Source organism: Streptomyces sp. NPDC002577 (assembly GCF_053594815.1).
On the sequence record NZ_JBSFWK010000027.1, the window covers coordinates 17,207 to 42,456 of the forward strand.

Here is a 25,250-nt window from a genome sequence, read left to right on the forward strand (position 1 = left end):
GCCCTCACGTGCTCGTACGCGCCGTCACTCAGGGTTGTCCGCGAGGGATCTCGCCGCCCGGACGCAGTGGCCAAGGGCTTTGCGCGCGTACTCCGGGGACGCCCCCGCGAGTCCGCACGCAGGGGTGATCGCGACCGCCTCCCCCAGCAGCCCCGGATTCAGCCCCAGCCTGCGCCACAGCTTCCTGACACCCATGACGCTACCGGCAGGGTCTGACAATGGGCCGTCGGTGCCCGGCACGACCCCGGCGAGGAGCCTGGTGCCGCCTTCGATCGCTTCCCCGATCGAGTCGTCGTCACGCTCGGTGAGCAGCGAGAAGTCGAGGGAGATCCCGGCCGCCCCGGCGCGGCGCAGCAGCGCGAAGGGCACGTCGGGCGCGCAGGAGTGCACGACGACGGGTCCGTCGTGCACCCCGATCACTTCCCGCAGCGTGCTCTCCACGAGCTGCCGGTCGACGGCCCGGTGCGTGCGGTAGCCGCTGGCTGTCTTCACCTGGCCGCGCAGGACGGCGATGAGCGAGGGCTCGTCGAGCTGGAGCACGAGCTCGGCGCCGGGCACCCTCCGCCGTACGTCGGCGAGGTGCACCCGCAGCCCTTCGGTCAGGGACTCGGCCAGGTCCCGGCAGGCCCCGAGGTCGGACAGCGAGGCCTCGCCGTTCCTCAGCTCCAGGGCGGCCGCGAGCGTCCACGGGCCGACGGCCTGCACCTTCAGCGGCCCTTCGTACCCCTGTGTGAACTCCTCCAGCGCGTCCAGGTCCTCGACCAGCCAGGACCTGGCACGCCTGGTGTCCCGCCCCGGCCGGTCCCCCATCCGCCAGCCGCTGGGCTCCACGCGCGCGTACAGCTCGACGAGCATCCCGGCGGTCCGCCCGATCATGTCCGCGCCGGGCCCGCGGCCAGGCAGCTCCGGCAGGTACGGCATGCCCTCGCCGGCGCCGAAGGTCCCGACGACCGTCTTGGCGGCCTCGCGCGCGTCGCCGCCCGGCATGGATCCGATGCCGGTCGCGGGACCGGGGCTGAACTTGCTGTTTTCGCTCACCGGGGAAGCGTACGAAATCGCTCCGGGGCGGTCAGCGGCCCGGCCGCACTGTCGAGGTCAGCGGCCCGGCCGCACCGTCAGGTCGTTGACCTCGGCATCCCGCGGGAGGTCGATGGCCATGAGGATCGTCGTGGCGACGGACTCGGGGTCGATCCAGCGGGCGGGGTCGTACTCCTTGCCCTCCTGCTGGTGGACCTTGGCCTGCATGGGGCTGGCCGTGCGGCCCGGGTAGACGGAGGTGACGCGGACGCCGTTCGCGTGCTCCTCCTGCCGCAGCGAGTCGGCCAGCGCCTTCAGGCCGTGCTTGGAGGCGGCGTACGCGGACCAGTCGGCGTGCGCGTTCAGGCCCGCGCCCGAGTTCACGAACACCACATGCCCCTGGGCGACACGGAGCTGGGGCAGGAAGTGCCGGGTCAGCTCAGCGGGGGCGATCAGGTTGACGTTGAGCTGGCTGCGCCATGTCTTCGGGGTGAGCTCGCCGACGGGGCCGAGGTCGACGACACCCGCGATGTGCAACAGCGAGTCGACCCGGTCGGGCAACGTCTGGTGCGAGAACGCCCACGACAGCCTGTCCGGGTCGGCGAGGTCGCCCACCAGGGTCCGGGCGCCGGAGTAGTCCGCGGCCAGCTCCTTCGCGCGGCCGGCGTCCCGTACGAGGAGCACCAGCTCGTCCCCGCGCGCGTGGAGGCGCCGGGCGACGGCCGCGCCGATGCCGGAGCCTGCCCCGGTGATCACATGTGTAGCCATGCTTCACATGCTCGCATCACGGCATGCCGGGCTGGTCACTGCCTGCCCGCGACCCCCTGTGTGCGGGCGATTCACTGCGTGCCGAGCGACTCTTCGAGGTAGGCGAGGGCCCCCACCGGCTCCTCGGCGAAGAACACCAGCTCGTTGAGGGGCAGCGGCAGGAAGCCCTCTTCCTCCATCCGCCGGAACTGCTCCTTGAGCCCGTCGTAGAAGCCCGCCGCGTTGAGCAGCACCACGGGCTTGGTGTGGAGCCCGTGCTTCTTGAGCTCCAGGATCTCGGTGGCCTCGTCCAGCGTCCCGGTCCCGCCGACCATGATCACGATCGCGTCGGCCCTCTCCAGGAGCAGCGCCTTCCTCTCGGCGAGATCCTTGGCGATCACCATCTCGTCGGCGCCCACCCGCGTCTTGGACGCCAGGAAGTCGACGGAGATGCCGACGAGCCGCCCGCCGGCCTCCTGCACACCGTCCGCGACGACCTTCATGAGCCCCACGTCGGACCCGCCCCACACCAGGGTGTGCCCTCCTTTCCCCAACAGCTCGGCGAACTCCCGCGCGGGGCGCGTGTAGCGGTCGTCGAGGTCGGCGGCGGAGAGGAAGACACAGATATTCATGCGCCTACCGTACGGGGGAAGAACTCACGCCCTTCACGCGCTGTGCCTTGCATGGCCGAAGGACACACCATCACTGTCGAGCAGAGCACGGAGCACGTACGCGTGGTGCACCGGGGCGAGGTCCTCGCGGAGAGCCGGCGCCCCGTCGTGCTGCGAGAAACCGGCTGTCCGGTGCGCTACTACCTGCCTCCGGAGGACGTCCGGACGGACCTCCTCACAGCCTCCGAGACCCACACGTACTGCCCCTTCAAGGGCACGGCGTCCTACTGGTCGGTGCCGGGCTCGCCCGACCTGGTGTGGGCTTACCCCGATCCGAAGCCGGACGTCGCCGAGATCAAGGACCACCTCTGTTTCTACGAGGTCGAGGTGGTGGGGTAGAACCAGGTAAAAACCAGGTGGGACGCGGGGCGACGCCACGGAGACCTTCGAGGGGGACGGGCATGACCGGCATGGGAGTCGAGCAGAGCCACGGCGGTCAGGCCGACCCGGGGGGCTTCGGTCCGCCGCCCCCGCCCTTCGCGCCGCCCCCGGCCGCATCGTCGTTCCAGCCCGCCCCGCCTGCGCCGTTCCAGCCCGCGGTCCCCGCCTCTCCTCCCCCGCCGGCACCGGTTGCGCCGCCCTACCCGTCGGCGCCTGCGACACCGCTGGACGGCCCCGAGTTCCTGGCCGCCGACCCCGACAACGGCGTGGCCGTCGGCCCTGAGGGCGTGCACTTCGAACAGGGCGTCTACGCGGCCGATTTCCCGTGACCGCATCTGCAGACCGTCCATTTCCGGCCTATGGGCGCCTACTTGTGTGTGGCGGCGGTGGTGCTCGACGGCCGGATGTTCGAGTGCCGGGTGAAGGCGCGCCGCACGTCCGCGCTGCATGCCTGGTACAGCGAACTGGGCGGCGGCCTGCACCACTACCTGTCCGCAAGGCAGCTCTGACACGCCCCGGAGGACACGGCCTCCGGGCGGGAGGCGTCAGGCGACCGCCCTCGCGCGCGTGGTCGTCGCGATCGTCGCCGAGCCCACCACGCGCGTGCCGTCGTACAGCACGATCGCCTGGCCCGGAGCGACGCCGCGCACCGGCTCCTCGAAGGCGACCTGGAGCTCGTCGCCGACGAGCTCGGCGGTCACGGCCGTCTCGCCGCCGTGGGCACGCAGCTGAGCGGTGTACGTGCCCGCGCCCGCCGGCGCGACACCGCACCAGCGGGGCTTGATCGCGGTGAGGCCCGAGACGTCGAGGGAGGCTGCCGGGCCAACCGTCACCGTGTTGTTCACGGGAGAGATGTCCAGCACGTAGCGCGGCTTGCCGTCGGCCGCAGGGGTGCCGATGCGCAGGCCCTTGCGCTGGCCGATCGTGAAGCCGTACGCCCCCTCGTGGGTGCCCAGCCTGGTGCCCGACTCGTCGACGATGTCGCCCTCGGCCTTGCCGAGCCGCTGCGCGAGGAAGCCCTGGGTGTCGCCGTCGGCGATGAAGCAGATGTCGTGGCTGTCGGGCTTCTTCGCGACGGCGAGCCCGCGGCGCTCGGCCTCCGCACGGATCTCGTCCTTGGTGGTGACCGTGTCGCCCAGCGGGAACATCGCGTGCGCCAGCTGCTTGTCGTCCAGGACTCCGAGCACGTACGACTGGTCCTTGGCCATGTCCGATGCACGGTGCAGCTCGCGGGTGCCGTCCTCGTTCACGATCACCTTGGCGTAGTGACCGGTGCAGACCGCGTCGAAGCCGAGCGCGAGCGCCTTGTCGAGCAGCGCCGCGAACTTGATCTTCTCGTTGCAGCGCAGGCACGGGTTCGGGGTGCGTCCCGCCTCGTACTCGGCGATGAAGTCCTCGACGACGTCCTCGCGGAACCGCTCGGCGAGGTCCCAGACGTAGAAGGGGATGCCGATGACGTCTGCGGCGCGCCGGGCGTCGCGCGAGTCCTCGATGGTGCAACAGCCCCGGGCGCCCGTGCGGAACGACTGCGGGTTCGCCGAGAGGGCGAGGTGCACTCCGGTCACGTCGTGCCCGGCCTCGGCGGCTCGGGCGGCGGCGACGGCGGAGTCCACTCCGCCGGACATGGCGGCGAGGACGCGGAGAGGGCGCTGCGAGATCTCAGTCATAGCTCTTCAAGAGTACGGGTCGACGGGAACCTGGTCCCGCGCGTATCCGTTGACGATCACATGGGGGAACAGAAGGGCCTGGGGAGCCGCCAGGCGGGGAAGGACTCGGGGCCGAGCCTCGGGCGACGCGCGCTGTTCATCGGCGGTGCGGCGGTCGCCGTGAGCGCGGCAGGGCTCGCGCGCGAAGAGCTGGGGCGCCTGTGGTGGCGTCTCCCGGGCGTGGAGAAGGACCGCAAGGAGGGGGAGGTCGATTTCCGTGGCGCGCAGTGGGTGGCGGCGTCCTCGGCGAACCGCCGGCGGGCGGACCGTCCCGACGACTACCGCATCGACCGGGTGGTCATCCACGTCGCACAGGGCAGTTACGCCTCGACCCTGAAGGTGTTCCGGGACCCCGGGCACCAGGCCGCCTCGCACTACGTGGTGCGCAAGGACGGGCACATAGCCCAGATGATCCGCGAGCTGGACGTGGCGTTCCACGCGGGCAACCGGGCCTACAACGAACGGAGCGTCGGCATCGAGCACGAGGGCTTCGTCGACCGGCCCTCGTCGTTCACGGACGCGATGTACCGCGCCTCGGCGCGGCTGACGGCCGCGATATGCGCGCGGTACGACATGCCGGTCGACCGGGAGCACATCATCGGCCATGCCGAGGTGCCGGGCACGGACCACACGGACCCGGGGCCGCACTGGGACTGGGACCGGTACATACGCCTGGTCCGTGAGGCCCGTACGGCGAGCGCCTGATCCCGTACCACGGCGCGCCCCACCCCCGTACGGCGTGTGCTCAACCGTTTCTGCAGAGGACGCCTACGTCAGCCCTGCCGTACGTGCGCGCTCCACCGCCGGGCCGATCGCCTGGGCCACCGCGTCGACGTCCGCCTCCGTCGACGTATGGCCGAGGGAGAAGCGGAGGGTGCCGCGGGCCAGGTCGGGGTCGGTGCCGGTGGCGAGCAGGACATGGCTCGGCTGGGCCACGCCGGCCGTGCACGCGGACCCCGTGGAGCACTCGATGCCCTGGGCGTCGAGCAGGAGGAGCAGCGAGTCGCCCTCGCAGCCGGGGAACGTGAAGTGCGCGTTGGCGGGCAGCCGGTCAGTGGGGTCTCCGCCGAGGATCGCGTCCGGAACGGCCTTGCGCACCACGTCGATCAGCTGGTCGCGCAGTCCGCCGATCTCGAGGGCGAACCGCTCGCGCTGCTCGGCAGCGAGCCGTCCGGCGACGGCGAACGCGGCGACGGCAGGCACGTCCAGGGTGCCGGAGCGGACGTGGCGTTCCTGGCCGCCGCCGTGCAGCACCGGCACGGGGCTGTACTCACGACCGAGCAGCAGTGCGCCGATGCCGTACGGGCCGCCGATCTTGTGCCCGGACACGGTCATCGCCGCGAGCCCGGAGGTGCCGAAGTCGACGGGCACCTGCCCGAAGGCCTGGACGGCGTCCGCGTGCACCGGGACGCCGAACTCGGCGGCGACCGCGGCGAGTTGACGGACCGGCATGACGGTGCCGATCTCGTTGTTGGCCCACATCACGGTCACCAGGGCGACATCGTCGGGGTTGCGCTCGATCGCCTCGCGCAGCGCCTCGGGGTGCACCCGGCCGTAGGTGTCCACGGGCAGGTACTCCACCGTCGCGCCCTCCTGTTCGCCGAGCCAGTGCACGGCGTCGAGGACGGCATGGTGCTCGACAGGGCTCGCCAGGACGCGGGTACGGGCGGGGTCGGCGGCACGGCGGGCCCAGAACAGGCCCTTCACCGCGAGGTTGTCCGCCTCGGTGCCACCGGAGGTGAAGACGACCTCGCTGGGGCGTGCGCCCAGTGCCTCGGCGAGGGATTCACGGGCCTCCTCGACGGTGCGCCGGGCCCGGCGGCCGGCGGCGTGCAGCGAGGAGGCGTTGCCGGTCACGGCGAGCTGGGCTGTCATCGCCTCGATCGCCTCCGGAAGCATCGGAGTGGTCGCGGCGTGGTCGAGGTAGGCCATGGTGGTCTGATTCTACGAGGCCCGGGCGCGGGCCCGTCCGCCACCGTGGGGCGCCCCCTGCCGGGTGGCGTCACGGCGGCAGGTCAGAAGGACCAGGACACCGTGTGGTCGACCGAGACGAAGGCTGCCAGAACCAGCAGGTCGGCAAGGCCGAGGCCCAGGCCGAGCAGGGCGCGGCCGCGGCGCGCGGTGCCGCGGTGGAGCGCGAAGGCCGCAAGGGCGATGGCGACCGGCCCGAGGAAGAGATTGAGGACGAGCAGGCCGACCAGGCCGAGGACGAACGAGGCGACGGCCATGCCGTCGGCGTCACCCACGCCGGAGCGGCGCAGCTCGGGGCCTCGCTTGCCGGACCGGTCGGACCGGCCCGCAGGCGGTGCGGAAGATGTCGGACGCGCGGAGAAGGCGGCGGTGAATTGCATGACTCCACTCCTGAAGGGATCTGCGGAGAGTTCCTGAGGGGATCAGCGGTCAGTGGTCGTGGCGCCGGCGGGAGTGCCGCTCGCGTACGGCGAAGACGGCGAGCCATACGCCGATCACGGCTGCGGCGGCCAGCGTGAGGGGAAGAGGGGCGTGGGCCACGGTGCCCAGCGTGACGCCCAGCAGAAGCAGGGCTGCGACGAGGATCAGCATCGAATGCCTCTCGTGGAAGTTTTGGGTGAACGCTTGTCGCTACAACTGTTCACTGACTACTGAGTCTAACTGCCCTCCCGGCTTCCCAATTCCAGAGAACAGTTGTTAACTGCATGGCATGAGTCACATACCAGCCGGTATCCGCCAGACCCAGAAGCAGAGGACCCGACAGGCCCTGCTGGACGCGGCGTTGGGGCTGCTGGAGGGTCAGAGCCTGAGCAGCCTGGGCCTGCGCGAGGTCACCCGCGCCGTCGGTATCGCGCCGACCGCCTTCTACCGGCACTTCCGCAGCACCGCGGACCTCGGAGTCGCGCTGGTCGAGGAGGCGCTCGGCAGCCTGCACGAGATGATCGGCACCACGCTCGCGGCGACCGGCGACAGCGACCAGCGCATCGACCGCACCGTCGACTTGATCGCGAGTCATGTACGGACTCACGCCCCGCACGTCCGCTTCATCACGCGCGAGCGACACGGCGGCGTACAGCCGGTCCGCGCCGCCATCGGCGAGCAACTGGACCGGTTCGCCGGGGAAGTGGCCGTCGAACTCGCCAAGCACCCCGAATCGGAGGGCTGGAGCGAGGACGACCTGCTGATGCTGGCGCGCCTGTACGTCGACCACATGGTGATGACCGCGTCCGCGTTCCTCGAGACCGAACCGGGCACCGAGGAGCGCGTGGCCAGCCTCGCGCGCCGCCAGATGCGCCTGGTGAGCCTGGGCCGCCGCCACTGGCTGGACTGAACGGCACCCCGCCGAACCAACCCGTCATCGGCCTCCAGGAGGCGCGGACGGCGCGGAGGGAAGGCGACTGGGAGGGCACGGGAACACCTGACAGTAAATGTCAGGAAATTCGGGCACTGTGCGGTAGCCATGGAGCAACGCCACGAGCAGCGCCCGAGCAACACAGGAAATCGAGCACCACAGAGGAAGAGGCCCGAGATGAATACCCTGCCCGACCCGCGCCCCCTGTTCGAACGCGCCACCGAGCAGCTCTCCGCGCTGATCAAGACGGTCCGCGCCGAGCAGCTGACGGCGCCGACACCCTGCTCCGAGTTCGACGTACGCGCCCTGCTCTCGCACATCGTCGGCGTCACCCGCCGCATCGCGGTCGTCGGCGAGGGCGGCAAGGCACTGTCCGTTCCGGCGTCCGCCGAAGGCGTGCCCGACGACGGCTGGAGCGTCGCGTACGAGGAGATGCGGGCCGGTGCGATCGCCGCATGGGCGGACAGCGCGCGGCTGGACGCACAGATGGAGATGCCGTGGGGCACGATGCCGGGACGGGCGGCGCTCTCCGGGTTCGTCATGGAGCTGGTGACGCACGCCTGGGACCTGTCCGAGGGGCTGGGGAGGCCGCTCGAACTGGACCAGGAGCTGGCCGAGTTCGCACTGAGGTTCGGTCGACAGGCGCTGCCGGCCGAACGCCGCGGGGAGGGTGTTCCCTTCGAGGCGGTGCTGCCCGCCCCCGAGGGGGCGGACGCCTACGGACAGCTGGCCGCCTGGCTCGGACGGCAGCCCGTCGCCCTCCGGTGATCCGGGCGACTCAGCTCAGCCGCGCCCGCGCCAGCTGGCGCGACTGAGCGACCAGCCGGTCCGCGCTGTCCCAGACCTCGGCGTCCTCCTCCAGGAAGCCGCCCGCGAGGTTGCGCGTGCTGATGGCGACCCGCAGCGGTCCGGGCGCCGGGCGGCACCGTACGTGCACGGTGAGCTCGACCGTCGGCACCCAGCCCTTGAGGCCCAGGTCGAAGGCGGTGGGCGGCAGGGCGTCCACGGCGAGCAGCAGCGAGAAGGGGTCGGCGTCCCGGCCGTCTGCGAGCCCGAACCACGCCCGCATGTCCCCCTTGCCGGACGGCTGACCCAGCGCCCAGCCGAGCGTCGACGGGTCGAGTTTGACCATCAGCCGGTCGGCGATCGGGAAGCCGCCCATCGGCGACGCGCCCTCGGGTGCGTCATCCGCGCCGAAGCACTGCTCGACGGGCGGCATCCGGGGCGGCTCGGCCGTGGTGCGCACGTCGTCGGGGAGTCCGTCGAGGTCGCCGTACGAGGCAAGCACCCGGATGCGCTCGACCTCGTTGCCCTCGTCGTCGTACTGCAGGAGCGACGCCTGCCCGGTCGACAGGGTGCGGCCGGTGCGTACGGTCTCCGTGCGGACGACGGCGGGGCCCGGGCGGGACGCCGTCAGATAGTGCGCGGAGATCGTGAACGGGTCGGTGTGCGGCAGGGTGTCCGCGAGGGCCCGACCCAGGACGGCGAGCAGATAGCCGCCGTTGACGGCGCCGGCGATCGTCCAGCCGGCGGAGAGCTCGGCCTCGTACAGGCCCGGCTCGCGCGGTGTGACCGCGGTGTCCCGGTCGAACTCACTGTCCCCGATCGTTGCCTGGGTCGTCTGCGCTGCCTGTGCTGCTGCCATGGCGGCACCGTACAACAGAAAACTACTAAGCGGTAGCTTTGAATTCTCCTGCCGCATCGTCGGGCTCGACCGCCGTGGACCTCCGGTTCCAGGCCCGGGGCGCGCGCCAGTGGTACCGCATCGCGAGCAGCCGCAGGACGAACGCGGTCGCCGCGGCGACGCCGCTCGTGACGGCGGACAGGGCGTCGAACTTGATGCACAGCGCGACCATCGCCGTGCCGACCATCGCGGGCACCGCGTACAGGTCCCGGTCCCAGCGCACGAGCGAGGGCACCTCGTTGGCGATGATGTCGCGCAGCACACCGCCGCCCACCGCCGTAGCAACGCCCAGAGCCGCCGAGGCGGTCAGCCCGAGCCCGTACTCGTACGCCTTGGTGGTACCGGCAACGCAGAAGAGCCCGAGGCCCGCCGCGTCGAAGATGTTCACGCCGGTCTGGATCCGCTCCACCTCGGGGTGCAGGAAGAAGACCAGCGCCGCCGCGATCAGCGGCATGAGGAAGTACCCGAGATCCGTGAAGGCGGCCGGCGGGACCGCCCCGATGATCAGGTCGCGCAGCACCCCTCCGCCCAGCGCGGTGACCTCCGCGAGCACCCCGATGCCGAAGACGTCGAAGTTCTTGCGTACGGCGAGGAGGGCGCCGGAGATGGCGAAGACGAAGATCCCGGCGAGGTCGAGCGAATGCTGGACGGAAGGGGTGAACAGATCCTGGAGCACCCGACATTCTTACCTGTGTGCCGACTGTGTCGTGACGTCGCAGGTCAGGGCCGTCCCGGCGCAGGTCAGGGCGGTCCCGCAGGACGGGAGGGCGCCGTCTCGCCGGACGGGAAGGCGCCGCGTCGCCGCGCTCCCGTCCGGCCGTGATCGTGACCGCTCATACGGCCTGCTGCTCCCGGCCTGCTACTCCTTGACCGGCTTCTCCGCGGACGGTTCCGGCACGGCGGGCTCCGCCCCGACCGCTTCCGGCTCGGACGCTTCCGGATCGGACGGCTCCGGCACGGACGCTTCCGGCTCAGACGGCTCCGGCTCGGACGCCTGCTCGGCAGCCGTCTCCTCGGGCTCGTCCCCGCCCACCGTCACCACGTCGATCGCCTCGGTGGCCGCCGTCAGCAGGACCGTGTCCTGCGGTGCCTGGTCCTCGGCGTTCTCGGGGTGGTGGCAGGCGACCTGCTGGCCGGGCTTCAGTTCGAGCAGCAGCGGCTCCTGCGTCCTGCAGATGTCCGTCGCCTTCCAGCAGCGGGTGTGGAACCGGCAGCCGCTCGGCGGCGAGATCGGCGACGGCACGTCGCCCTTGAGCAGGATCCGCTCGCTCTTGGCCGCCCGGCGCCTGGGGTCGGGGATCGGCACCGCCGACATCAGGGCCTTGGTGTACGGGTGCATGGGCGCCTTGTACAGCGAGTCCCGGTCGGCGAGCTCGACGATCTTGCCGAGGTACATCACCGCGATGCGGTCGGACACATGCCGGACGACCGACAGGTCGTGGGCGATGATCACGTAGGTGAGACCCAGCTCGGCCTGGAGGTCGTCGAGCAGGTTCACCACCTGCGCCTGGATCGACACGTCGAGCGCGGAGACCGGCTCGTCCGCCACGACGAGCTTCGGGTTGAGCGCGAGCGCGCGGGCGATGCCGATGCGCTGGCGCTGGCCTCCGGAGAACTCGTGCGGGTAGCGGTTGTAGTGCTCGGGGCTCAGGCCCACGACCTCGAGGAGCCGCTGCACCTCCTTCTTGATGCCGCCCTCGGGCGTGACGCCCTGCAGCCGGAAGGGCGCGCCGACGATCGTGCCGATCGTGTGGCGCGGGTTCAGCGACGAGTAGGGGTCCTGGAAGATCATCTGCACGTCGCGGCGCAGCGGGCGCATCCCGCCGACGCCGAGGTGCGTGATGTCCTTGCCCTCGAACTCGATCTTCCCTGCGGTCGGTTCGAGCAGCCGTGTGATCAGCCGCCCCATGGTCGACTTGCCGCAGCCGGACTCGCCGACGACGCCGAGCGTCTCGCCCGAGCGCACCTCGAAGTCGAGCCCGTCGACGGCCTTCACCGCGCCGGCCTGGCGCTGCAGGAGGCCCTTGCGGATGGGGAAGTGCTTCTGCAGCCCGGAGACCCTGAGCAGGGCCTCGCCCTGGGCCGGACCCTTCTTCAGCTTGGCGCCACCGCTCTGCGCGGGAATGGTCACGGCCTTGTCCTCGCTCGTCACGGCGCTCTTCTCAGGGTTCGCGCTCACAGCTTGGGCGCAATCTCTTCGGTCCAGATACGTTCCCGCTGCTCCTGCGTCATATGGCAGGCGGCCCAGTGCCGGCTGCCGACCTCGGCGAGCTCAGGACGGACGGTGCGGGTCACGTTGTCCTTGGGCACGTCCGCGTACGGGCAGCGCGGGTTGAAGGCACAGCCCGACGGGATGTTGATCAGTGAGGGCGGGGAGCCCTTGACCGGGATCAGCCGGTCGGTCTGCTCGCGGTCGAGCCGCGGCATCGACCCGAGCAGGCCCCAGGTGTACGGGTGCCGGGGCTCGTAGAACACGCTCTCGGCCGGGCCGCGCTCCACGCAGCGGCCGCCGTACATCACGAGGATGTCGTCCGCGAGCTCGGCGACCACGCCGAGGTCGTGGGTGATGATGATGACCGCGGAGCCGAACTCCTTCTGCAGATCGCGGATCAGGTCGAGGATCTGCGCCTGGACCGTCACGTCGAGGGCGGTCGTCGGCTCGTCCGCGATGAGCAGCTCGGGGTTGTTGACGAGCGCCATGGCGATCATCGCGCGCTGCCGCATACCGCCGGAGAACTCGTGCGGGTAGCTGTCGACCCGCTTGTCCGGCTGGGGGATGCCCACCCGGTCGAGCATCTCGATGGCGCGCCTGCGGGCGGTCTTCTTGTCCACGTCGTGGTGGACCTGGTACGCCTCCACGATCTGCCGGCCGATCGTGTAGTACGGGTGCAGGGCCGACAGCGGATCCTGGAAGATCATGGACATCTCGCGGCCGCGCAGCTTGCGCACCTCGTCCGGGTCGGCGGACAGCAGTTCCCTGCCGTCGAGCCAGATCTCGCCGGAGAGCTGCGCCTTGCGCTTGCCGTACTGGCCGGCGGTGTGCAGGCCCATGATGCCGAGCGAGGTCACGGACTTGCCGGAGCCCGACTCACCCACGATGCCGAGGGTCTTGCCCTTCTCCAGCTGGAAGCTGAGCCCGTCGACGGACTTGACCAGGCCGTCGTCGGTGGGGAAGTGCACCTTGAGGTCGCGTACTTCGAGGAAGGCGGTCGGGGCGGGCGAGTCCTGGGCGACGGGCTCGCCGACGGCCGCTCCGCTCTTGCTGAGTTCGGTCATGCGAGCCTCACTCGGGGATCGATCACGGCGTACAGGAGGTCCACGACGAGGTTCGCGACGGCGATCGCGAGGGCCGCGAACAGCGTCACGCCGAGGATCACCGGCAGGTCCTTGGAGCTGATGGCCTGGACCGCGGCGAGACCGAGCCCCGGCAGGTTGAACGTGGACTCGGTCAGCACGGCGCCGCCGAGCAGTACGCCGATGTCGAGACCGAAGACGGTCAGGATCGGCGTCATCGCGGAGCGCAGGGCGTGCCGGGTGATGACGGCGCGCTCACCGAGCCCCTTGGCGCGGGCGGTGCGGATGTAGTCCTCGCCGAGCACCTCCAGCATGGTGGCGCGGGTGAGGCGGGCGTACATGGCTGCGTTGAGCAGGGCGAGCACGATCCACGGCAGCAGCAGCGTCTGGAACCAGACGCCGATGGAGTCGTCCGTGCTCAGGTTGTCCTCGATGTGCACCCAGCCCAGGCTGTGCACGAAGATGCCCATCGCGACCATGCCGGTGAAGAAGATCGGCAGGGAGACGCCGCCGAGCGCGGCGATCATCGCGGTGCGGTCCCAGACGGAGCCCCGCTTGAGGGCGGAGAGCACCCCGGTCGCGACACCCGCGGCGAGCCACAGGACGCAGGCACCGGCGGTGAGGGCAGCGGTGACGGGCAGCGCGTCCTTGAGCGTGCTCCACACCGGCTCCTCCGTGCGGAAGGAGTAGCCGAAGCAGGGGGCGGGGCAGTGGGTGACGTCGTTGCCGTTGGCGTAGTCGCGCCCCATCGGGATGGCCTTGACGAAGTCCCAGAACTGCACGAGCAGCGGCTGGTCGAGGCCCAGTTTGGTGCGGATGCCCTCGACTTGCTCGGCACCCGATGCCTTGCCGGCGAAGAGGACGGCGATGTCCTGTCCCGCCCACTTGGGCAGCATGAAGAAGACGGTGAAGGTCGCGAGCAGTACGACCAGCACCATGATGACTACGGCGATCAGGCGCCGGATGAGATAAGCAAGCACTGTGCGCGGCCCGGCGGCGGCCGGGTCCTCCTCGTGAGAGGTCCCGGCCGCCGCCCGGGGCCATCACCTGCCCTTCGGACTGGCGGGATTCGGCGGCGTGGAAACGGTGACTACTGGTGTTCGGCGACTACTTGACGACGCCCAGCGACACGTAGTCGTACCGACCGTTGTATGCAGCGGACGAGTAGACGTTCGTCAGACGCGGGCCGCGCCACGAGATGTTCTTCTCGTAGATGAACGGCATCCAGTCGGCGTTGTCGAGCAGGCGCTTGTCGAGCTGCTTGTACAGCTCCTCGGACTTGGCCTTGTCGGTCGTCGCGATCGCGTCGTCGAAGATCTTGTCGATCGTCTTGTCCTTGATCTGCGACTCGTTGTAGTTGCCGCTCTCGAACAGGAAGCGGCTGTCGAACAGCGGCTGCGCGTAGCCCTGGCCGGTCGCGAAGTCCGGGCCCCAGCCGCTCATCGTCATGCCGTAGCCACGCGCCTTCACGACCTTCGGCGAGCCGGTGATGCTGGAGGACTCGGCGCCGTCGATCGGGTCGACCTCGATCTTGATGCCGACCTTGCCGAGCTGCTCCTGCAGGGCCTCGGCGGTGTCGACCTCACCCGGGTTGTTGCTACGGGCGCTGATCTTGGTGGAGAAGCCGTTCGGCTCGCCGCACTCCTTCAGCTCCGCCTTGGCCTTGGTGAGGTCCGGCTTGCCCTTGCGGGCGAGGACGCCGTACGGGTCGTAGTCGCTGTAGCCGGGGATCGCCTTCGGGAAGGTGGAGTTGGCGATCTCACCGCCGGCGACCGCGCCACCGCGGGTCTGCTGCAGGCCCGCGAAGTCCGTGGCGTAGAAGACGGCCTTGCGGCAGTGGACGTTGTCCAGCGGCTTCGCGGTGTGGACGAGCGCCACGTAACGGACGAACGACGTCTGGATGTTGTCGATGTCGGCCTTGTGGTCCTCGACGGCGGTGACACGGCCGGACTGGGTCATGCCCGTGCCGTTGACGTCGATGTCGTAGTCGCCTTCCATCAGCCGCTTGTCGTTCTCCTCCAGGTTGGCGGAGATCGTCACGGTGATCTTGTTCGGCAGGGCCGGGCGGATCGGGTCCGACGCCTTGTTCCACTTGTCGTTGCGGACCAGGGTCAGGCCCTTGTTCGCCTTGTACGACTGGACCTTGTACGGGCCGGAGGAGAACGGGTGCTGCGTGTACTTGGCGCCCGTGTCCTCGCTCTGCTTCACCGGGGCGCCGGTGGGCATCGCCAGGAACTGCTCGAAGTCACCGTTGGGCTTCGGCAGCTTGAAGACGACGGTCTGGTCGTCCGGCGTCTCGATCGCCTTCAGGCCCAGCTTGTCCGCGGACTTGTCCTTGTAGGGGCCCTTGTACTCGCCCTTGGGGTCGAGCGTCTGCTTGAGGTACGCGGGGCCGCCGGTGATGACGTCGGTCGCCCAGATGCGCTCGATGCCGTACTTGACGTCCTTGGAGGTCAGCTTGGAGCCGTCCTCCCACGTCAGGCCGTCACGCAGCTTGTACGTGTAGGTCTTGCCGTCGGCCGAGACCTCGGCCGGACCGGTGGCGAGGTCGCCGACGAGCTTGTTGGACGCGGCGCCCGGCTTGGTGTCGTACGTGACCAGGGTGCGGGTGAAGAACCGCATGAAGTCCCAGGTCATGCCGTAGTACGTGCGCTGCGGGTCCAGGGAGTCGAAGTCCTGCTTGCCGACGAACTTCAGCGTCCCGCCCTTCTTGGTGGACGCGTTGACGACCTTGTTCAGCGCGGCGTTGTAGCCCGCGCCCTTCGCGTCGTCGCTGCCGTTGCCGTCATCGCCGCCGCCGCACGCCGTGGTGGTCACCAGCGCCGCGACAACGAGGGCTGCGCCAGCAGCGAGCCGTCGCTTCGGGGAACCTGTGGGCATTTTTCTCGTAACCTCCGAGATTCGCGGTCCCGGGCCTCAAGCCGGAGAACCATGGGAAGAAAGGCCACCTGACGGTGCGGCAGGGGCTGGTCGTTCGGCTAACGGGTCCCCTTGGGGTCGAGCGCGTCGCGCAGACCGTCTCCGAAGAGGTTGAAGGCGAGCACGGTGATGAAGATCGTCGCGCCGGGGAAGACCATGAACATCGGGTCGTGCTCGTAGGTCTCCAGGGCGTCGCGCAGCATGCCGCCCCACGAGGCCGTCGGCGGCCGGACACCCGCACCGAGGAAGCTCAGGGCCGCCTCCGTGAGGATGTTGGTGGGGATCATCAGCGTCGCGTAGACGGTGATGGGGGCGACGAGGTTGGGCAGCAGTTCCCGGAAGAGGATGTGCCGGCGGCCTCCACCGAGGCTGCGCGCGGCTTCGATGTATTCGCGCTCCCTCAGGCTCAGGGTCTGGCCGCGGACGATGCGGCCGACGTACGGCCAGCCGAAGAAGCCGATGACCGCAACGAGCACGGCGATCCGCACCCCCGAGCCGGTCAGGCCCAGCAGATCGTCCGGGAGGACCGAGACCAGGGAGATGATGAACAGCAGCTGCGGGAAGGACAGCAGCACGTCCATGATGCGGCTGATGAGCGCGTCGATCCAGCCGCCGAAGTAGCCCGCCACGATGCCGAAGAGGGTGCCGAGCACGACCGCGACCACGGCGGCGAGGAAGGCCACCAGAAGCGAGATGCGGGCGCCGTAGACGATGCGGCTGAAGACGTCGCGGCCCTTGTTGGGCTCGACCCCGAAGAGGAAGTCGCTGCTCATTCCGCCGAACGACCCCTGCGGGAGATTGGTCAGCGGGTCGAGCTTGTCCTGGTGGAAGTCGTTCGGGGGGTGGCCGAGAAGGCTCACGATCAGCGGCGCGAAGACGGCCACCAGGATCAGCACGAGCACGGTGATACCGCCGGCGAGCGCGACCTTGTCCTGCTTCAGACGGTTCCAGGCGATCTGCTTGAGGGAACGGCCCTCGACCTTCTTCACCCCCGCCGCGGCGGGGTCTGCGAGCGCGGGCGGCGCCGCCTCCGCGGTCGGCTCGTGCAGTGGTGCCGTCATCAGGCAGGGACCCCTCTCAACCGGCGGTGGCCGGGCCGCACTTGCCGCTGTAGCGGCGGTGATCAATCGACAAGTCGTCAGCAGAGGGTGGCAGAACCCCCCTTGGAGCGGGAGTCTTCATCGCCGTCGTGATCTGTTGCCAGACCGTACGGCGAATGGATGCCTAAACGTGATGCTGTGCTGGGGTTTCCGTTATCCGGACGCTTGATAACGCCCCTCGGACGCAGGGCAGTTGGGCCGAAAGGGTTCACGCGCGTAGATCTACGCCACTTTCACCACCAGACAACCCCAGAGCGGACATATCGGTTTGGTGTTGCTGTGAAACGCGTCCACAAAGTGGAACAGGTGAATGTGTCCTGGAAATTGCCCCTGTGGACAGGGTCGGACCGCCCCCAGGACCCTCGGGCCATCGCCTGCGGGCGCAGGGGGTGTAGGAAGGCGGAACGGTTCAGTACGTGGCGCCCGGCGGCGGATATCCGTATCCCGCGGCGGGGGCAACGGGGGCCGCGTGGGCCTCGCGGTCGTAGAACGGCCGGGAGTTGGCGCGGAGCCACATCGCGACCGGGTCGTGGTCGTCGGACATCGCGACGGTCGATACGGGCAGCCCGTCCGGCACGGCTCCGATCGACTGCTGCATCATCGCCCGCACCGAGTCGACCGCCGGCGTGCTGGTGTCGTATACATCGAGGCCGATCGCCAAATAGGGCGCACCCAGGGCCGGTTGCACCCAGGCGCGGCGCAAGGCGCGCACCACGGGGGTACGGTGGGCGTTCTGCGTGAGCAGGGCGTAGAACTGCGGGATCTCGATGGCCGGCTCGCTGAGCCGGAGCGGTCCCGCGGGCTGGCGGTCGAGCCCGGTGGCGATACGGCGCAGGTCGAGCCAGGGGACGCCGACGCCGCCCCCCGGCGCATGCGGGTTGAGCCAGAGCCCGAAGTGGTCGGGGTAGAGCGCGCGGGCCGCTTCGAGTCCGCTCACGACCTCGGTGGCGCGGGTCCAGCCGCTGGCCGAGAGCTCCTGTGCGGAGGTGACGCAGGGCGCGTAGTTGAACCCGTCGACCTCCATGTTCCCGTACTGCGCGTCCGGGGATCCGGCCTGGCCGTGCCAGAGCAGCATCCAGACCTGGCCGGCAGCCGGGTCGGCGAGCGCACGCAGCAGCGCCTCGTACGCGTCGTAACGCCCGGGCGTCACCTGCCGCAGCATGTGCTCGACCTGCCCGGCCGCAGCCGTGCCCGACGCACTCACCCTTGACCGCCCCTTCATGACGCACTCCTACGGACCCGACGGGACCGCCGGATCCGCGCGCATACGCTCACCGCCGCCGACGGAGTCATTCTGCATCTTCCGGGCGCCGACACTCGGGCCCCGGCCGGAATTCCGCCCCCGCCCCGACATGAAACCAGGTTAGGGGGCGGTACTGACAGCGGCTTGACGCACCGCGTGCCGAGGGCCCAGCCGACGGCGGATCCGGTCAGTGGTCGCGGCGGTAAAAGGGGCGCACCGTCTCGCGCATCCAGTCGGCCACCGGGTCCTGGGCCAGGTCCATGAGGACGAGGTTCACCGGCCAGGCGACCGGTACGCGGCCGAGGGCGCGGCCCAGCGCGTCCATCGGGATGTTCCGGGCGTTTCCCTCCCACTCCGAGAGCTCCACGCCGACGAAGAGCACCGGGTCGCCGCCCTCGATGCTGGCGAGGCAGCGGCGTGCGGTCAGCACGATGCCGGTCTCCGCGAACTCTCCGGAGGCCGCGGACAGGAAGTCCACCGGGTCGTCCTGCCAGTCGGGTTCGAAGAGGCGTACGCGTCCGCCGCTCGCGGGACCGTCGAGGGGGGTGCGGCCCGCCCGGCACAGCTCGGCGACGGCGGGCGGCGGCAGCGGTACGCCGACCGTGCCGTCCGGATTGACGGCTATGCCGAGGCCGGGCGGCAGACCGCGCGCGAACTCGACGGCGGGTGCCACCGTGTAGCTCATGTGGTCGCCCACGACCTGGCGGAATTGCTGCTCGGAGCTGAAGACGGGGACGTACGCCTGACCGTCGATCTCCAGGGTCGGCAGGTCCAGGCCCCGGCTGTCGGGACCGCCGCCGCCCGGCAGCGGGATCCATAGGGGGCTGCGCCCGAGCACCTCGACGATGCGGGCACCCGCCGACGGGACGCCGAGGGAGGCGGCGAGCACCTCCTCCAGCTCGTTGGCGGGCCATCCGCCGTGCGGATGGGGGTGCGGGATGTCCATGTGCCTACCACCTCGTGCCTCTGTTTGCTGCGGTTCGCACCCTAACGCCGGCCGCTGGGTCTGGCGCCCACCCCCGCCCGCGCCCGCGCCGCAAAGGCGGTACCGGCCACCGGCCGGTAGCCGCGTACGTGCCGAAGGGGACGTGGCGGGATGTCCGCCCGCTGGGGGCACCTCCCAGGCCTTTGAGGCACTGGGGGAGTACATCCCGGCGCGGCCCCGACCCACCCACCGGCCGCAGGCGCCCCAGCCGAGAACAACCCGCAGACGCGCACGCGCCAACGGACCCACCGGCGGAAGGCGAACCGCCGACCGGCAGAGCCCCGCTCACCGGTCGAAATCGACCGCCCGCAGTACATCCGCCCCCGGCCGGTCCAGCAGCACCGCAGACGAGCAGCCCACCGGCAGCTCGCCGCGCTCGACAGAGCGGATCAGTTGTGCGACCGCCCGGCGGTGTCGCGCGAACGCGTACCGGGAGACGCCTCGGCCGCGCTCCCGCTGCCCCGCCAGTGCCGTGCCGGGTGTGACGTCGAGTACCAGCAGGTGCAGGGTGGAGCCGCGGCGCCGGGCCGCGCGCCCCAGCCACCGGCGCACCCACGCCTGCGTACCGCAGTCGTGCACGACGACGCTCTCGCCAGAGCGCAGCGCGCGGCGCAGCCCGGCGTAGTGCGCGAGGCGGACGAAGGGGCGGTAGACGGCATAGGGGAACAGGCGGGGCGCCCGCCGGTCCCAGCGGTCGCGGGTGTCCTGCGAGTCGACCCGCGCGCCGGCCACGGCCCGCCGCATCAGCGTGGACTTGCCGCTGCCCGGCAGCCCGGACACGACGACGATGTCACCCGCGGCGAACGACAGGCGGCGCGGACCGCTGCCCACCCGGTCACGGAGATCGCGGACGACGGCCTCGGGGAGACGGCCGCGGTTCTTCCCGACTGCGGCGGCGGCCCGCCCCTGCAGCGCCACCCCGGTCGTGGTCGCGTATGCCCTGGTCCTCTGCACCGTGATCGTCCTCCCCGTCGGTCACATCACCCTGCCCTGACGAGTGTAAAGAGACAGTAATACCGGACAAGCTGATTACAGGGCCGTTGCTCCCGGAAGAATCCTGTTGCTCCCCTGCGACAGTGCCCGGAGGGGCGTGCAATGATGGGCGCGCCAACTGCATACCGGCCGCTTGAATCCGCGCGGGAGAGCCCTCAGCCGTCCAGGTCATGGCAGGTCCACACCGGTCCTGTTCCTGACAGATCCTGGCTGGGGCGCCGAAGGAGCAAGTCCCTCCCTTGAATCTCTCAGGCCCCGATACCGCGCGGGCGAGGCACATCTGAAAAGCGGGCCGTCACGGCCGGGCAGTCGGGTTACTGCCCAGGCGGGGACGGCTCCACCCACGGTGCAAGCCGCGGGCCCCCGGCTCGTGGCGAACCTCTCAGGTTCCGATGACAGATGGGGAGGATCGACTCGACCTCGCCCGTCATGCCCCCTGGGAGCACCCCCCTATGAGCAATGCCCTGCGCAACACCGCCCTCGATGCGCTGCACCGCGCGCTCGGCGCGACCATGACCGACTTCGCGGGCTGGGACATGCCGCTGCGGTACGGCAGCGAGCGCGACGAGCACAACGCCGTACGCACCCGGGCCGGCCTCTTCGACCTCTCTCACATGGGCGAGATCACCGTCACCGGGCCGGACGCCGCGAACCTGCTGGACTACGCGCTGGTCGGCAACATCGGCGCCGTCGCGGTCGGCCGTGCCCGCTACACCATGATCTGCCGGGAGGACGGCGGCATCCTCGACGACCTGATCGTGTACCGGCTCGCCGAGCAGGAGTACATGATCGTCGCCAACGCCTCCAACGCGCAGGTGGTGCTGGACGCCGTCACGGCCCGCGCGGCCGGTTTCGACGCGGCCGTACACGACGACCGTGACGCGTACGCGCTGATCGCGGTCCAGGGCCCCGAGTCCCCCGGCATCCTGAAGTCGCTCACCGACGCCGACCTGGACGGGCTGAAGTACTACGCCGGTCTGCCAGGCACCGTCGCGGGCGTCCCCGCGCTGATCGCCCGTACCGGCTACACGGGTGAGGACGGCTTCGAGCTGTTCGTGGCGCCCGAGCACGCGGAGAAGCTGTGGCAGGCGCTGACCGAGGCGGGCGCCCCCGTCGGTCTCGTCGCGTGCGGGCTGTCGTGCCGCGACACGCTCCGCCTGGAGGCGGGCATGCCGCTGTACGGGCACGAGCTGTCCACCGCGCTGACCCCGTTCGACGCCGGTCTGGGACGAGTGGTCAAGTTCGACAAGACCTCCAACAACGGTGACTTCGTGGGGCGCCCCGCCCTGCTCGAGGCCGCCGAGCGGGCCGAGAAGAACCCGCCCCGCAAGCTCGTCGGGCTGATCGCCGAGGGCCGCCGCGTGCCCCGCGCCGGGTACCAGGTCGTCGCCGAGGGCAAGGTGATCGGCGAGGTCACCTCCGGCGCGCCGTCGCCCACGCTCGCCAAGCCGATCGCGATCGCGTACGTCGACGCCGCCCACGCCGCGCCGGGCACGGCGGGCGTCGGAGTGGACATCCGCGGGAAGAGCGAGCCGCACCAGGTCGTCTCGCTCCCCTTCTACAAGCGCCAGAATTGAACCCTCCCCGGCCACGAAGGCAAGGGATTCCTGGCTCACGCTGCTCGACGGCTCAGTGAACCGACGAGTCTGACGCGATCAGCACCAGCCGGGTCGAAACCAGCCCGGAAAAGAAACAGACGCCGCGGACCATGGGAAATCGGACGTGGTTCTCGTCCGAAGCACCCGCGGCGGCACCCGTACCACGGCGTGAGCGGCTGATATCCCTCTGTAGTCAGCACCCGCATCACCCCACCATCACAGCACCGTCCCGCGTACAGGAGAATTCAGGTCATGAGCAACCCCCAGCAGCTGCGCTACAGCAAAGAGCACGAGTGGGTGTCGGCCGCCGAGGACGGCGTCTCGACGGTCGGCATCACCGAGTACGCCGCGAACGCGCTGGGCGATGTCGTCTACGCCCAGCTCCCGGAGGTCGGCGACACGGTGACCGCGGGCGAGACCTGCGGCGAGCTGGAGTCGACCAAGTCGGTCAGCGATCTGTACGCGCCCGTCTCCGGTGAGGTCACCGAGACCAACGAGGACGTAGTCAACGACCCGTCGCTGGTGAACTCCGCGCCCTTCGAGGGCGGCTGGCTGTTCAAGGTACGCGTCTCGGAGGAGCCGGCCGACCTGCTCTCCGCCGACGAGTACGCCGACTTCTCCGGCAACTGACCCCGGCGCCCGGCCGTACCGACCGTACGGCCGCACCGACCGACGCACCGAAATGACCGCCGCACCGAACGGGACCTCGATGTCGCTTCTCAACTCCTCCCTTCACGAGCTCGACCCGGATGTCGCCGCCGCCGTCGACGCCGAGCTCCACCGCCAGCAGTCCACGCTCGAGATGATCGCCTCGGAGAACTTCGCTCCGGTGGCCGTCATGGAGGCGCAGGGCTCGGTGCTGACCAACAAGTACGCCGAGGGCTACCCCGGCCGCCGCTACTACGGCGGCTGCGAGCACGTGGACGTCATCGAGCAGATCGCCATCGACCGGATCAAGGCGCTGTTCGGTGCCGAGGCAGCCAACGTGCAGCCGCACTCCGGCGCGCAGGCGAACGCGGCGGCGATGTTCGCGCTGCTGCAGCCCGGCGACACGATCATGGGCCTGAACCTGGCGCACGGCGGCCACCTGACCCACGGCATGAAGATCAACTTCTCCGGCAAGCTGTACAACGTGGTCGCCTACCACGTGGACGACAACGGCGTCGTGGACATGGCCGAGGTCGAGCGCCTCGCCAAGGAGTCCAAGCCGAAGCTGATCGTCGCCGGCTGGTCGGCGTACCCGCGCCAGCTGGACTTCGCCGCGTTCCGCCGAATCGCGGACGAGGTCGGCGCCTACCTCATGGTCGACATGGCGCACTTCGCCGGCCTCGTCGCGGCCGGGCTCCACCCCAACCCGGTCCCGCACGCCCATGTCGTGACCACGACCACGCACAAGACGCTGGGCGGCCCGCGCGGCGGAGTGATCCTCTCCACCCAGGAACTCGCCAAGAAGATCAACTCGGCGGTGTTCCCCGGTCAGCAGGGCGGCCCGCTGGAGCACGTCATCGCGGCCAAGGCCGTCTCCTTCAAGGTCGCGGCGAGCGAGGAGTTCAAGGAGCGCCAGCAGCGCACCCTCGAGGGCTCCAAGATCATCGCCGAGCGCCTCGTGCAGCCCGACGTCACCGAGGCCGGCGTCTCCGTCCTCTCCGGCGGCACCGACGTCCACCTCGTCCTGGTCGACCTGCGCCACAGCGAGCTCGACGGCCAGCAGGCCGAGGACCGCCTCCACGAGGTCGGCATCACGGTCAACCGCAACGCCGTCCCGAACGACCCGCGCCCGCCGATGGTCACCTCGGGCCTGCGGATCGGCACCCCGGCCCTGGCCACCCGCGGCTTCCAGGCCGACGACTTCCGCGAGGTCGCCGACATCATCGCCGAGGCGCTCAAGCCGTCGTACGACGCCGCAGCCCTCAAGGCCCGGGTCGCCGCTCTCACCGCGAAGTACCCGCTGTACCCCGCCCTCGGCAAGTAGTCGCCTCGCCACGTCGCCGCAGGCCCCCACCCGGGCCCACGGCACGTGGCCCCAGGCCCCACGGGGCACCGCGCACACTGAAAGAACGGAATCCGGCGACGGAATTCACCAGCGCGCGGTGCCCCGCCCCATGTTTTCGCAGAGCAGTACCCCAAGGAGTTCCCCGTGGCCATCTCGGTCTTCGACCTGTTCTCGATCGGCATCGGCCCGTCGAGCTCGCACACCGTCGGGCCGATGCGGGCGGCCCGGATGTTCGCCCGCAGGCTGCGGAACGAGGACCTGCTCACCCGGACGGTCTCGATACGCGCCGAGCTGTACGGCTCGCTGGGCGCGACCGGACACGGCCACGGCACGCCGAAGGCCGTCCTCCTCGGGCTCGAGGGCGAGTCCCCGCGCACTGTCGACGTCGAGACCGCCGACGAGCGCGTCGAGAAGATCAAGTCGGCCGGGCGGATCGTTTTGCTCGGCACGCACGACATCGCCTTCGACTTCGACGAGCACCTGGTCCTGCACCGCCGCAAGGCCCTCCCGTACCACGCGAACGGCATGACCCTGTGGGCGTACGACGCGGAGGGCGGGGCGCTGCTGGAGAAGACCTACTACTCGGTGGGCGGCGGCTTCGTCGTCGACGAGGACGCGGTGGGCGCCGACCGCATCAAGCTCGACGACACCGTGCTGAAGTACCCCTTCCGCACGGGCGACGAGCTGCTGCGCCTGACCCGCGAAACGGGACTGTCGATCTCCTCCCTCATGCTGGAGAACGAGAAGGCCTGGCGCACCGAGGACGAGATCCGCGAGGGCCTGCTGGAGATCTGGCGGGTCATGCAGTCCTGCGTGGCGCGCGGCATGTCCCGTGAGGGCATCCTGCCCGGCGGTCTCAAGGTCCGCCGCCGCGCCGCCACCTCCGCGCGCCAGCTGCGCGCCGAGGGCGACGCGCTCGCACACGCGATGGAGTGGATCACTCTGTACGCGATGGCCGTGAACGAGGAGAACGCCGCGGGCGGCCGCGTCGTCACCGCCCCCACGAACGGCGCCGCGGGCATCATCCCGGCGGTTCTGCACTACTACAAGAACTTCGTGCCCGGCGCCGACGAGGACGGCATCGTCCGCTTCCTGCTGGCCGCCGGCGCGGTCGGCATGCTCTTCAAGGAGAACGCCTCGATCTCGGGCGCCGAGGTCGGCTGCCAGGGCGAGGTCGGCTCGGCCTGCTCGATGGCGGCCGGCGCACTGGCCGAGGTTCTGGGCGGCTCCCCGGAGCAGGTCGAGAACGCCGCCGAGATCGGCATGGAGCACAACCTCGGCCTCACCTGCGACCCGGTCGGCGGCCTCGTCCAGATCCCCTGCATCGAACGCAACGGCATGGCGGCGGTCAAGGCCGTCACCGCCGCGCGGATGGCGATGCGCGGCGACGGCAGCCACAAGGTGTCCCTCGACAAGGTCATCAAGACCATGAAGGAGACGGGTGCCGACATGTCCGTGAAGTACAAGGAGACGGCGCGGGGCGGGCTCGCGGTGAACATCATCGAGTGCTGACGTCATCCAGTGCTGGGCGAAACGCCCGCACCACGTGAGCAGAGGCCGGGCACACCCTCGGGGTGCCCGGCCTCTGCTTCAGCCG

General features: G+C 70.3%; 27 protein-coding genes and 1 riboswitch. Of the genes, 10 read left to right on the plus strand and 17 right to left on the minus strand.

The features are described 5' to 3' along the window. Positions 1-24: 24 nt before the first annotated feature. The 3 genes from ACWD4J_RS27875 to ACWD4J_RS27885 all read right to left on the minus strand — a co-directional run bounded on the left by ACWD4J_RS27875 (position 25) and on the right by ACWD4J_RS27885 (position 2,396). Positions 25-1,038: a methionine synthase gene (locus ACWD4J_RS27875; RefSeq protein WP_451398180.1), complete on the minus strand. Its 1,014-nt coding sequence runs from the start codon at positions 1,036-1,038 to the stop codon at positions 25-27. Between the two features lie 57 nt (positions 1,039-1,095). Then, a complete protein-coding gene (locus tag ACWD4J_RS27880; RefSeq protein ID WP_451398181.1) occupies positions 1,096-1,785 on the minus strand; it encodes an SDR family oxidoreductase in 690 nt (229 codons plus the stop codon). A gap of 71 nt (positions 1,786-1,856) precedes the next feature. Beyond that, a complete protein-coding gene (locus ACWD4J_RS27885; RefSeq protein WP_451398182.1) occupies positions 1,857-2,396 on the minus strand; it encodes an LOG family protein in 540 nt (179 codons plus the stop codon). A gap of 51 nt (positions 2,397-2,447) precedes the next feature. Here ACWD4J_RS27885 and ACWD4J_RS27890 point away from each other — a divergent pair, with 51 nt between their 5' ends. The 3 genes from ACWD4J_RS27890 to ACWD4J_RS27900 all read left to right on the plus strand — a co-directional run bounded on the left by ACWD4J_RS27890 (position 2,448) and on the right by ACWD4J_RS27900 (position 3,325). Further along, positions 2,448-2,774 (plus strand): DUF427 domain-containing protein, encoded by a 327-nt coding sequence (locus ACWD4J_RS27890; RefSeq protein ID WP_451398183.1) that lies wholly within the window; start codon positions 2,448-2,450, stop codon positions 2,772-2,774. A gap of 62 nt (positions 2,775-2,836) precedes the next feature. Further along, positions 2,837-3,145, plus strand: a complete 309-nt coding sequence (locus tag ACWD4J_RS27895) for a hypothetical protein (RefSeq protein WP_451398184.1) — start codon at positions 2,837-2,839, stop codon at positions 3,143-3,145. A gap of 30 nt (positions 3,146-3,175) precedes the next feature. Then, a complete protein-coding gene (locus ACWD4J_RS27900) occupies positions 3,176-3,325 on the plus strand; it encodes a hypothetical protein (RefSeq protein WP_451398185.1) in 150 nt (49 codons plus the stop codon). Positions 3,326-3,361: 36 nt separating this feature from the next. Here the strand turns inward: ACWD4J_RS27900 and mnmA are convergent, their stop codons facing one another. Further along, positions 3,362-4,483, minus strand: coding sequence for a tRNA 2-thiouridine(34) synthase MnmA (mnmA, locus tag ACWD4J_RS27905; protein ID WP_451398186.1), 1,122 nt, complete (start codon positions 4,481-4,483; stop codon positions 3,362-3,364). A gap of 60 nt (positions 4,484-4,543) precedes the next feature. On the opposite strand from mnmA, the gene ACWD4J_RS27910 reads away from it, so the two are divergent. Continuing rightward, positions 4,544-5,227, plus strand: coding sequence for an N-acetylmuramoyl-L-alanine amidase (locus ACWD4J_RS27910; protein WP_451398187.1), 684 nt, complete (start codon positions 4,544-4,546; stop codon positions 5,225-5,227). 63 nt (positions 5,228-5,290) lie between these two features. Here ACWD4J_RS27910 and ACWD4J_RS27915 read toward each other — a convergent pair whose 3' ends face one another. The 3 genes from ACWD4J_RS27915 to ACWD4J_RS27925 all read right to left on the minus strand — a co-directional run bounded on the left by ACWD4J_RS27915 (position 5,291) and on the right by ACWD4J_RS27925 (position 7,084). Continuing rightward, positions 5,291-6,454: a cysteine desulfurase family protein gene (locus ACWD4J_RS27915; RefSeq protein WP_451398188.1), complete on the minus strand. Its 1,164-nt coding sequence runs from the start codon at positions 6,452-6,454 to the stop codon at positions 5,291-5,293. Between the two features lie 83 nt (positions 6,455-6,537). Next, on the minus strand, positions 6,538-6,873 hold the full coding sequence (locus tag ACWD4J_RS27920; RefSeq protein ID WP_451398189.1) for a DUF4190 domain-containing protein: 336 nt from the start codon (positions 6,871-6,873) through the stop codon (positions 6,538-6,540). Between the two features lie 49 nt (positions 6,874-6,922). Further along, the gene (locus ACWD4J_RS27925) at positions 6,923-7,084 is read right to left on the minus strand and encodes a hypothetical protein (RefSeq protein WP_451398190.1); all 162 of its coding nucleotides are present in this window, start codon (positions 7,082-7,084) and stop codon (positions 6,923-6,925) included. A gap of 118 nt (positions 7,085-7,202) precedes the next feature. Between ACWD4J_RS27925 and ACWD4J_RS27930 the strand changes: the two genes are divergently transcribed. Together ACWD4J_RS27930 and ACWD4J_RS27935 are read left to right on the plus strand one after the other, a co-directional pair. Then, positions 7,203-7,823, plus strand: a complete 621-nt coding sequence (locus ACWD4J_RS27930) for a TetR family transcriptional regulator (protein WP_451398191.1) — start codon at positions 7,203-7,205, stop codon at positions 7,821-7,823. A gap of 198 nt (positions 7,824-8,021) precedes the next feature. Next, entirely contained in the window at positions 8,022-8,612 is a 591-nt protein-coding gene (locus ACWD4J_RS27935; protein WP_451398192.1) for a TIGR03086 family metal-binding protein, read from the plus strand. Between the two features lie 10 nt (positions 8,613-8,622). Here ACWD4J_RS27935 and ACWD4J_RS27940 read toward each other — a convergent pair whose 3' ends face one another. The 10 genes from ACWD4J_RS27940 to ACWD4J_RS27985 all read right to left on the minus strand — a co-directional run bounded on the left by ACWD4J_RS27940 (position 8,623) and on the right by ACWD4J_RS27985 (position 20,029). Then, the gene (locus tag ACWD4J_RS27940) at positions 8,623-9,489 is read right to left on the minus strand and encodes a thioesterase family protein (protein ID WP_451398193.1); all 867 of its coding nucleotides are present in this window, start codon (positions 9,487-9,489) and stop codon (positions 8,623-8,625) included. 25 nt (positions 9,490-9,514) lie between these two features. Next, entirely contained in the window at positions 9,515-10,204 is a 690-nt protein-coding gene (locus ACWD4J_RS27945) for a trimeric intracellular cation channel family protein (RefSeq protein ID WP_451398194.1), read from the minus strand. A 183-nt stretch (positions 10,205-10,387) separates the two neighbouring features. Then, positions 10,388-11,659, minus strand: coding sequence for a dipeptide ABC transporter ATP-binding protein (locus tag ACWD4J_RS27950; protein ID WP_451398251.1), 1,272 nt, complete (start codon positions 11,657-11,659; stop codon positions 10,388-10,390). A gap of 44 nt (positions 11,660-11,703) precedes the next feature. After that, positions 11,704-12,804 carry an ABC transporter ATP-binding protein gene (locus tag ACWD4J_RS27955; RefSeq protein WP_451398195.1) on the minus strand — a complete coding sequence of 367 codons (1,101 nt, stop codon included), beginning with the start codon at positions 12,802-12,804 and terminating at the stop codon, positions 11,704-11,706. After that, the gene (locus ACWD4J_RS27960) at positions 12,801-13,802 is read right to left on the minus strand and encodes an ABC transporter permease (RefSeq protein WP_451398196.1); all 1,002 of its coding nucleotides are present in this window, start codon (positions 13,800-13,802) and stop codon (positions 12,801-12,803) included. Before ACWD4J_RS27960 ends, ACWD4J_RS27955 begins: the two co-directional genes overlap by 4 nt. 127 nt (positions 13,803-13,929) lie before the next feature. Then, positions 13,930-15,702, minus strand: coding sequence for an ABC transporter substrate-binding protein (locus tag ACWD4J_RS27965; protein ID WP_451398197.1), 1,773 nt, complete (start codon positions 15,700-15,702; stop codon positions 13,930-13,932). Positions 15,703-15,800: 98 nt separating this feature from the next. Next, entirely contained in the window at positions 15,801-16,802 is a 1,002-nt protein-coding gene (locus tag ACWD4J_RS27970) for an ABC transporter permease (RefSeq protein ID WP_451398198.1), read from the minus strand. A gap of 448 nt (positions 16,803-17,250) precedes the next feature. Next, positions 17,251-18,045, minus strand: coding sequence for an enhanced serine sensitivity protein SseB C-terminal domain-containing protein (locus ACWD4J_RS27975; protein WP_451398199.1), 795 nt, complete (start codon positions 18,043-18,045; stop codon positions 17,251-17,253). A gap of 226 nt (positions 18,046-18,271) precedes the next feature. Continuing rightward, the gene (locus tag ACWD4J_RS27980) at positions 18,272-19,030 is read right to left on the minus strand and encodes an enhanced serine sensitivity protein SseB (protein ID WP_451398200.1); all 759 of its coding nucleotides are present in this window, start codon (positions 19,028-19,030) and stop codon (positions 18,272-18,274) included. A 324-nt stretch (positions 19,031-19,354) separates the two neighbouring features. After that, the gene (locus tag ACWD4J_RS27985; RefSeq protein WP_451398252.1) at positions 19,355-20,029 is read right to left on the minus strand and encodes an AAA family ATPase; all 675 of its coding nucleotides are present in this window, start codon (positions 20,027-20,029) and stop codon (positions 19,355-19,357) included. Positions 20,030-20,196: 167 nt separating this feature from the next. After that, positions 20,197-20,336: riboswitch (glycine riboswitch) on the plus strand. A 178-nt stretch (positions 20,337-20,514) separates the two neighbouring features. Here ACWD4J_RS27985 and gcvT point away from each other — a divergent pair. From gcvT to ACWD4J_RS28005, 4 genes are all read left to right on the plus strand, one after another. Continuing rightward, positions 20,515-21,639: a glycine cleavage system aminomethyltransferase GcvT gene (gene gcvT, locus ACWD4J_RS27990; protein WP_451398201.1), complete on the plus strand. Its 1,125-nt coding sequence runs from the start codon at positions 20,515-20,517 to the stop codon at positions 21,637-21,639. 273 nt (positions 21,640-21,912) lie between these two features. Further along, positions 21,913-22,290, plus strand: coding sequence for a glycine cleavage system protein GcvH (gene gcvH / locus ACWD4J_RS27995; RefSeq protein ID WP_451398202.1), 378 nt, complete (start codon positions 21,913-21,915; stop codon positions 22,288-22,290). A gap of 79 nt (positions 22,291-22,369) precedes the next feature. Further along, complete coding sequence (gene glyA / locus ACWD4J_RS28000) at positions 22,370-23,632, plus strand: serine hydroxymethyltransferase (RefSeq protein ID WP_451398253.1); 1,263 nt, start codon at positions 22,370-22,372, stop codon at positions 23,630-23,632. Positions 23,633-23,797: 165 nt separating this feature from the next. Then, complete coding sequence (locus tag ACWD4J_RS28005; protein ID WP_451398203.1) at positions 23,798-25,165, plus strand: L-serine ammonia-lyase; 1,368 nt, start codon at positions 23,798-23,800, stop codon at positions 25,163-25,165. Positions 25,166-25,250: the final 85 nt, after the last annotated feature.

Coding starts and splice junctions, on each gene's coding strand:
- ACWD4J_RS27880 (WP_451398181.1), bottom strand. CDS start 1,785: ATGGCTACACATGTGATCACCGGGGCAGGCTCCGGCATCGGCGCGGCC.
- ACWD4J_RS27885 (WP_451398182.1), bottom strand. CDS start 2,396: ATGAATATCTGTGTCTTCCTCTCCGCCGCCGACCTCGACGACCGCTAC.
- ACWD4J_RS27890 (WP_451398183.1), top strand. CDS start 2,448: ATGGCCGAAGGACACACCATCACTGTCGAGCAGAGCACGGAGCACGTA.
- ACWD4J_RS27895 (WP_451398184.1), top strand. CDS start 2,837: ATGACCGGCATGGGAGTCGAGCAGAGCCACGGCGGTCAGGCCGACCCG.
- ACWD4J_RS27900 (WP_451398185.1), top strand. CDS start 3,176: ATGGGCGCCTACTTGTGTGTGGCGGCGGTGGTGCTCGACGGCCGGATG.
- mnmA (WP_451398186.1), bottom strand. CDS start 4,483: ATGACTGAGATCTCGCAGCGCCCTCTCCGCGTCCTCGCCGCCATGTCC.
- ACWD4J_RS27910 (WP_451398187.1), top strand. CDS start 4,544: ATGGGGGAACAGAAGGGCCTGGGGAGCCGCCAGGCGGGGAAGGACTCG.
- ACWD4J_RS27915 (WP_451398188.1), bottom strand. CDS start 6,454: ATGGCCTACCTCGACCACGCCGCGACCACTCCGATGCTTCCGGAGGCG.
- ACWD4J_RS27920 (WP_451398189.1), bottom strand. CDS start 6,873: ATGCAATTCACCGCCGCCTTCTCCGCGCGTCCGACATCTTCCGCACCG.
- ACWD4J_RS27925 (WP_451398190.1), bottom strand. CDS start 7,084: ATGCTGATCCTCGTCGCAGCCCTGCTTCTGCTGGGCGTCACGCTGGGC.
- ACWD4J_RS27930 (WP_451398191.1), top strand. CDS start 7,203: ATGAGTCACATACCAGCCGGTATCCGCCAGACCCAGAAGCAGAGGACC.
- ACWD4J_RS27935 (WP_451398192.1), top strand. CDS start 8,022: ATGAATACCCTGCCCGACCCGCGCCCCCTGTTCGAACGCGCCACCGAG.
- ACWD4J_RS27940 (WP_451398193.1), bottom strand. CDS start 9,489: ATGGCAGCAGCACAGGCAGCGCAGACGACCCAGGCAACGATCGGGGAC.
- ACWD4J_RS27955 (WP_451398195.1), bottom strand. CDS start 12,804: ATGACCGAACTCAGCAAGAGCGGAGCGGCCGTCGGCGAGCCCGTCGCC.
- ACWD4J_RS27965 (WP_451398197.1), bottom strand. CDS start 15,702: ATGCCCACAGGTTCCCCGAAGCGACGGCTCGCTGCTGGCGCAGCCCTC.
- ACWD4J_RS27970 (WP_451398198.1), bottom strand. CDS start 16,802: ATGACGGCACCACTGCACGAGCCGACCGCGGAGGCGGCGCCGCCCGCG.
- ACWD4J_RS27980 (WP_451398200.1), bottom strand. CDS start 19,030: ATGGACATCCCGCACCCCCATCCGCACGGCGGATGGCCCGCCAACGAG.
- gcvT (WP_451398201.1), top strand. CDS start 20,515: ATGAGCAATGCCCTGCGCAACACCGCCCTCGATGCGCTGCACCGCGCG.
- gcvH (WP_451398202.1), top strand. CDS start 21,913: ATGAGCAACCCCCAGCAGCTGCGCTACAGCAAAGAGCACGAGTGGGTG.
- glyA (WP_451398253.1), top strand. CDS start 22,370: ATGTCGCTTCTCAACTCCTCCCTTCACGAGCTCGACCCGGATGTCGCC.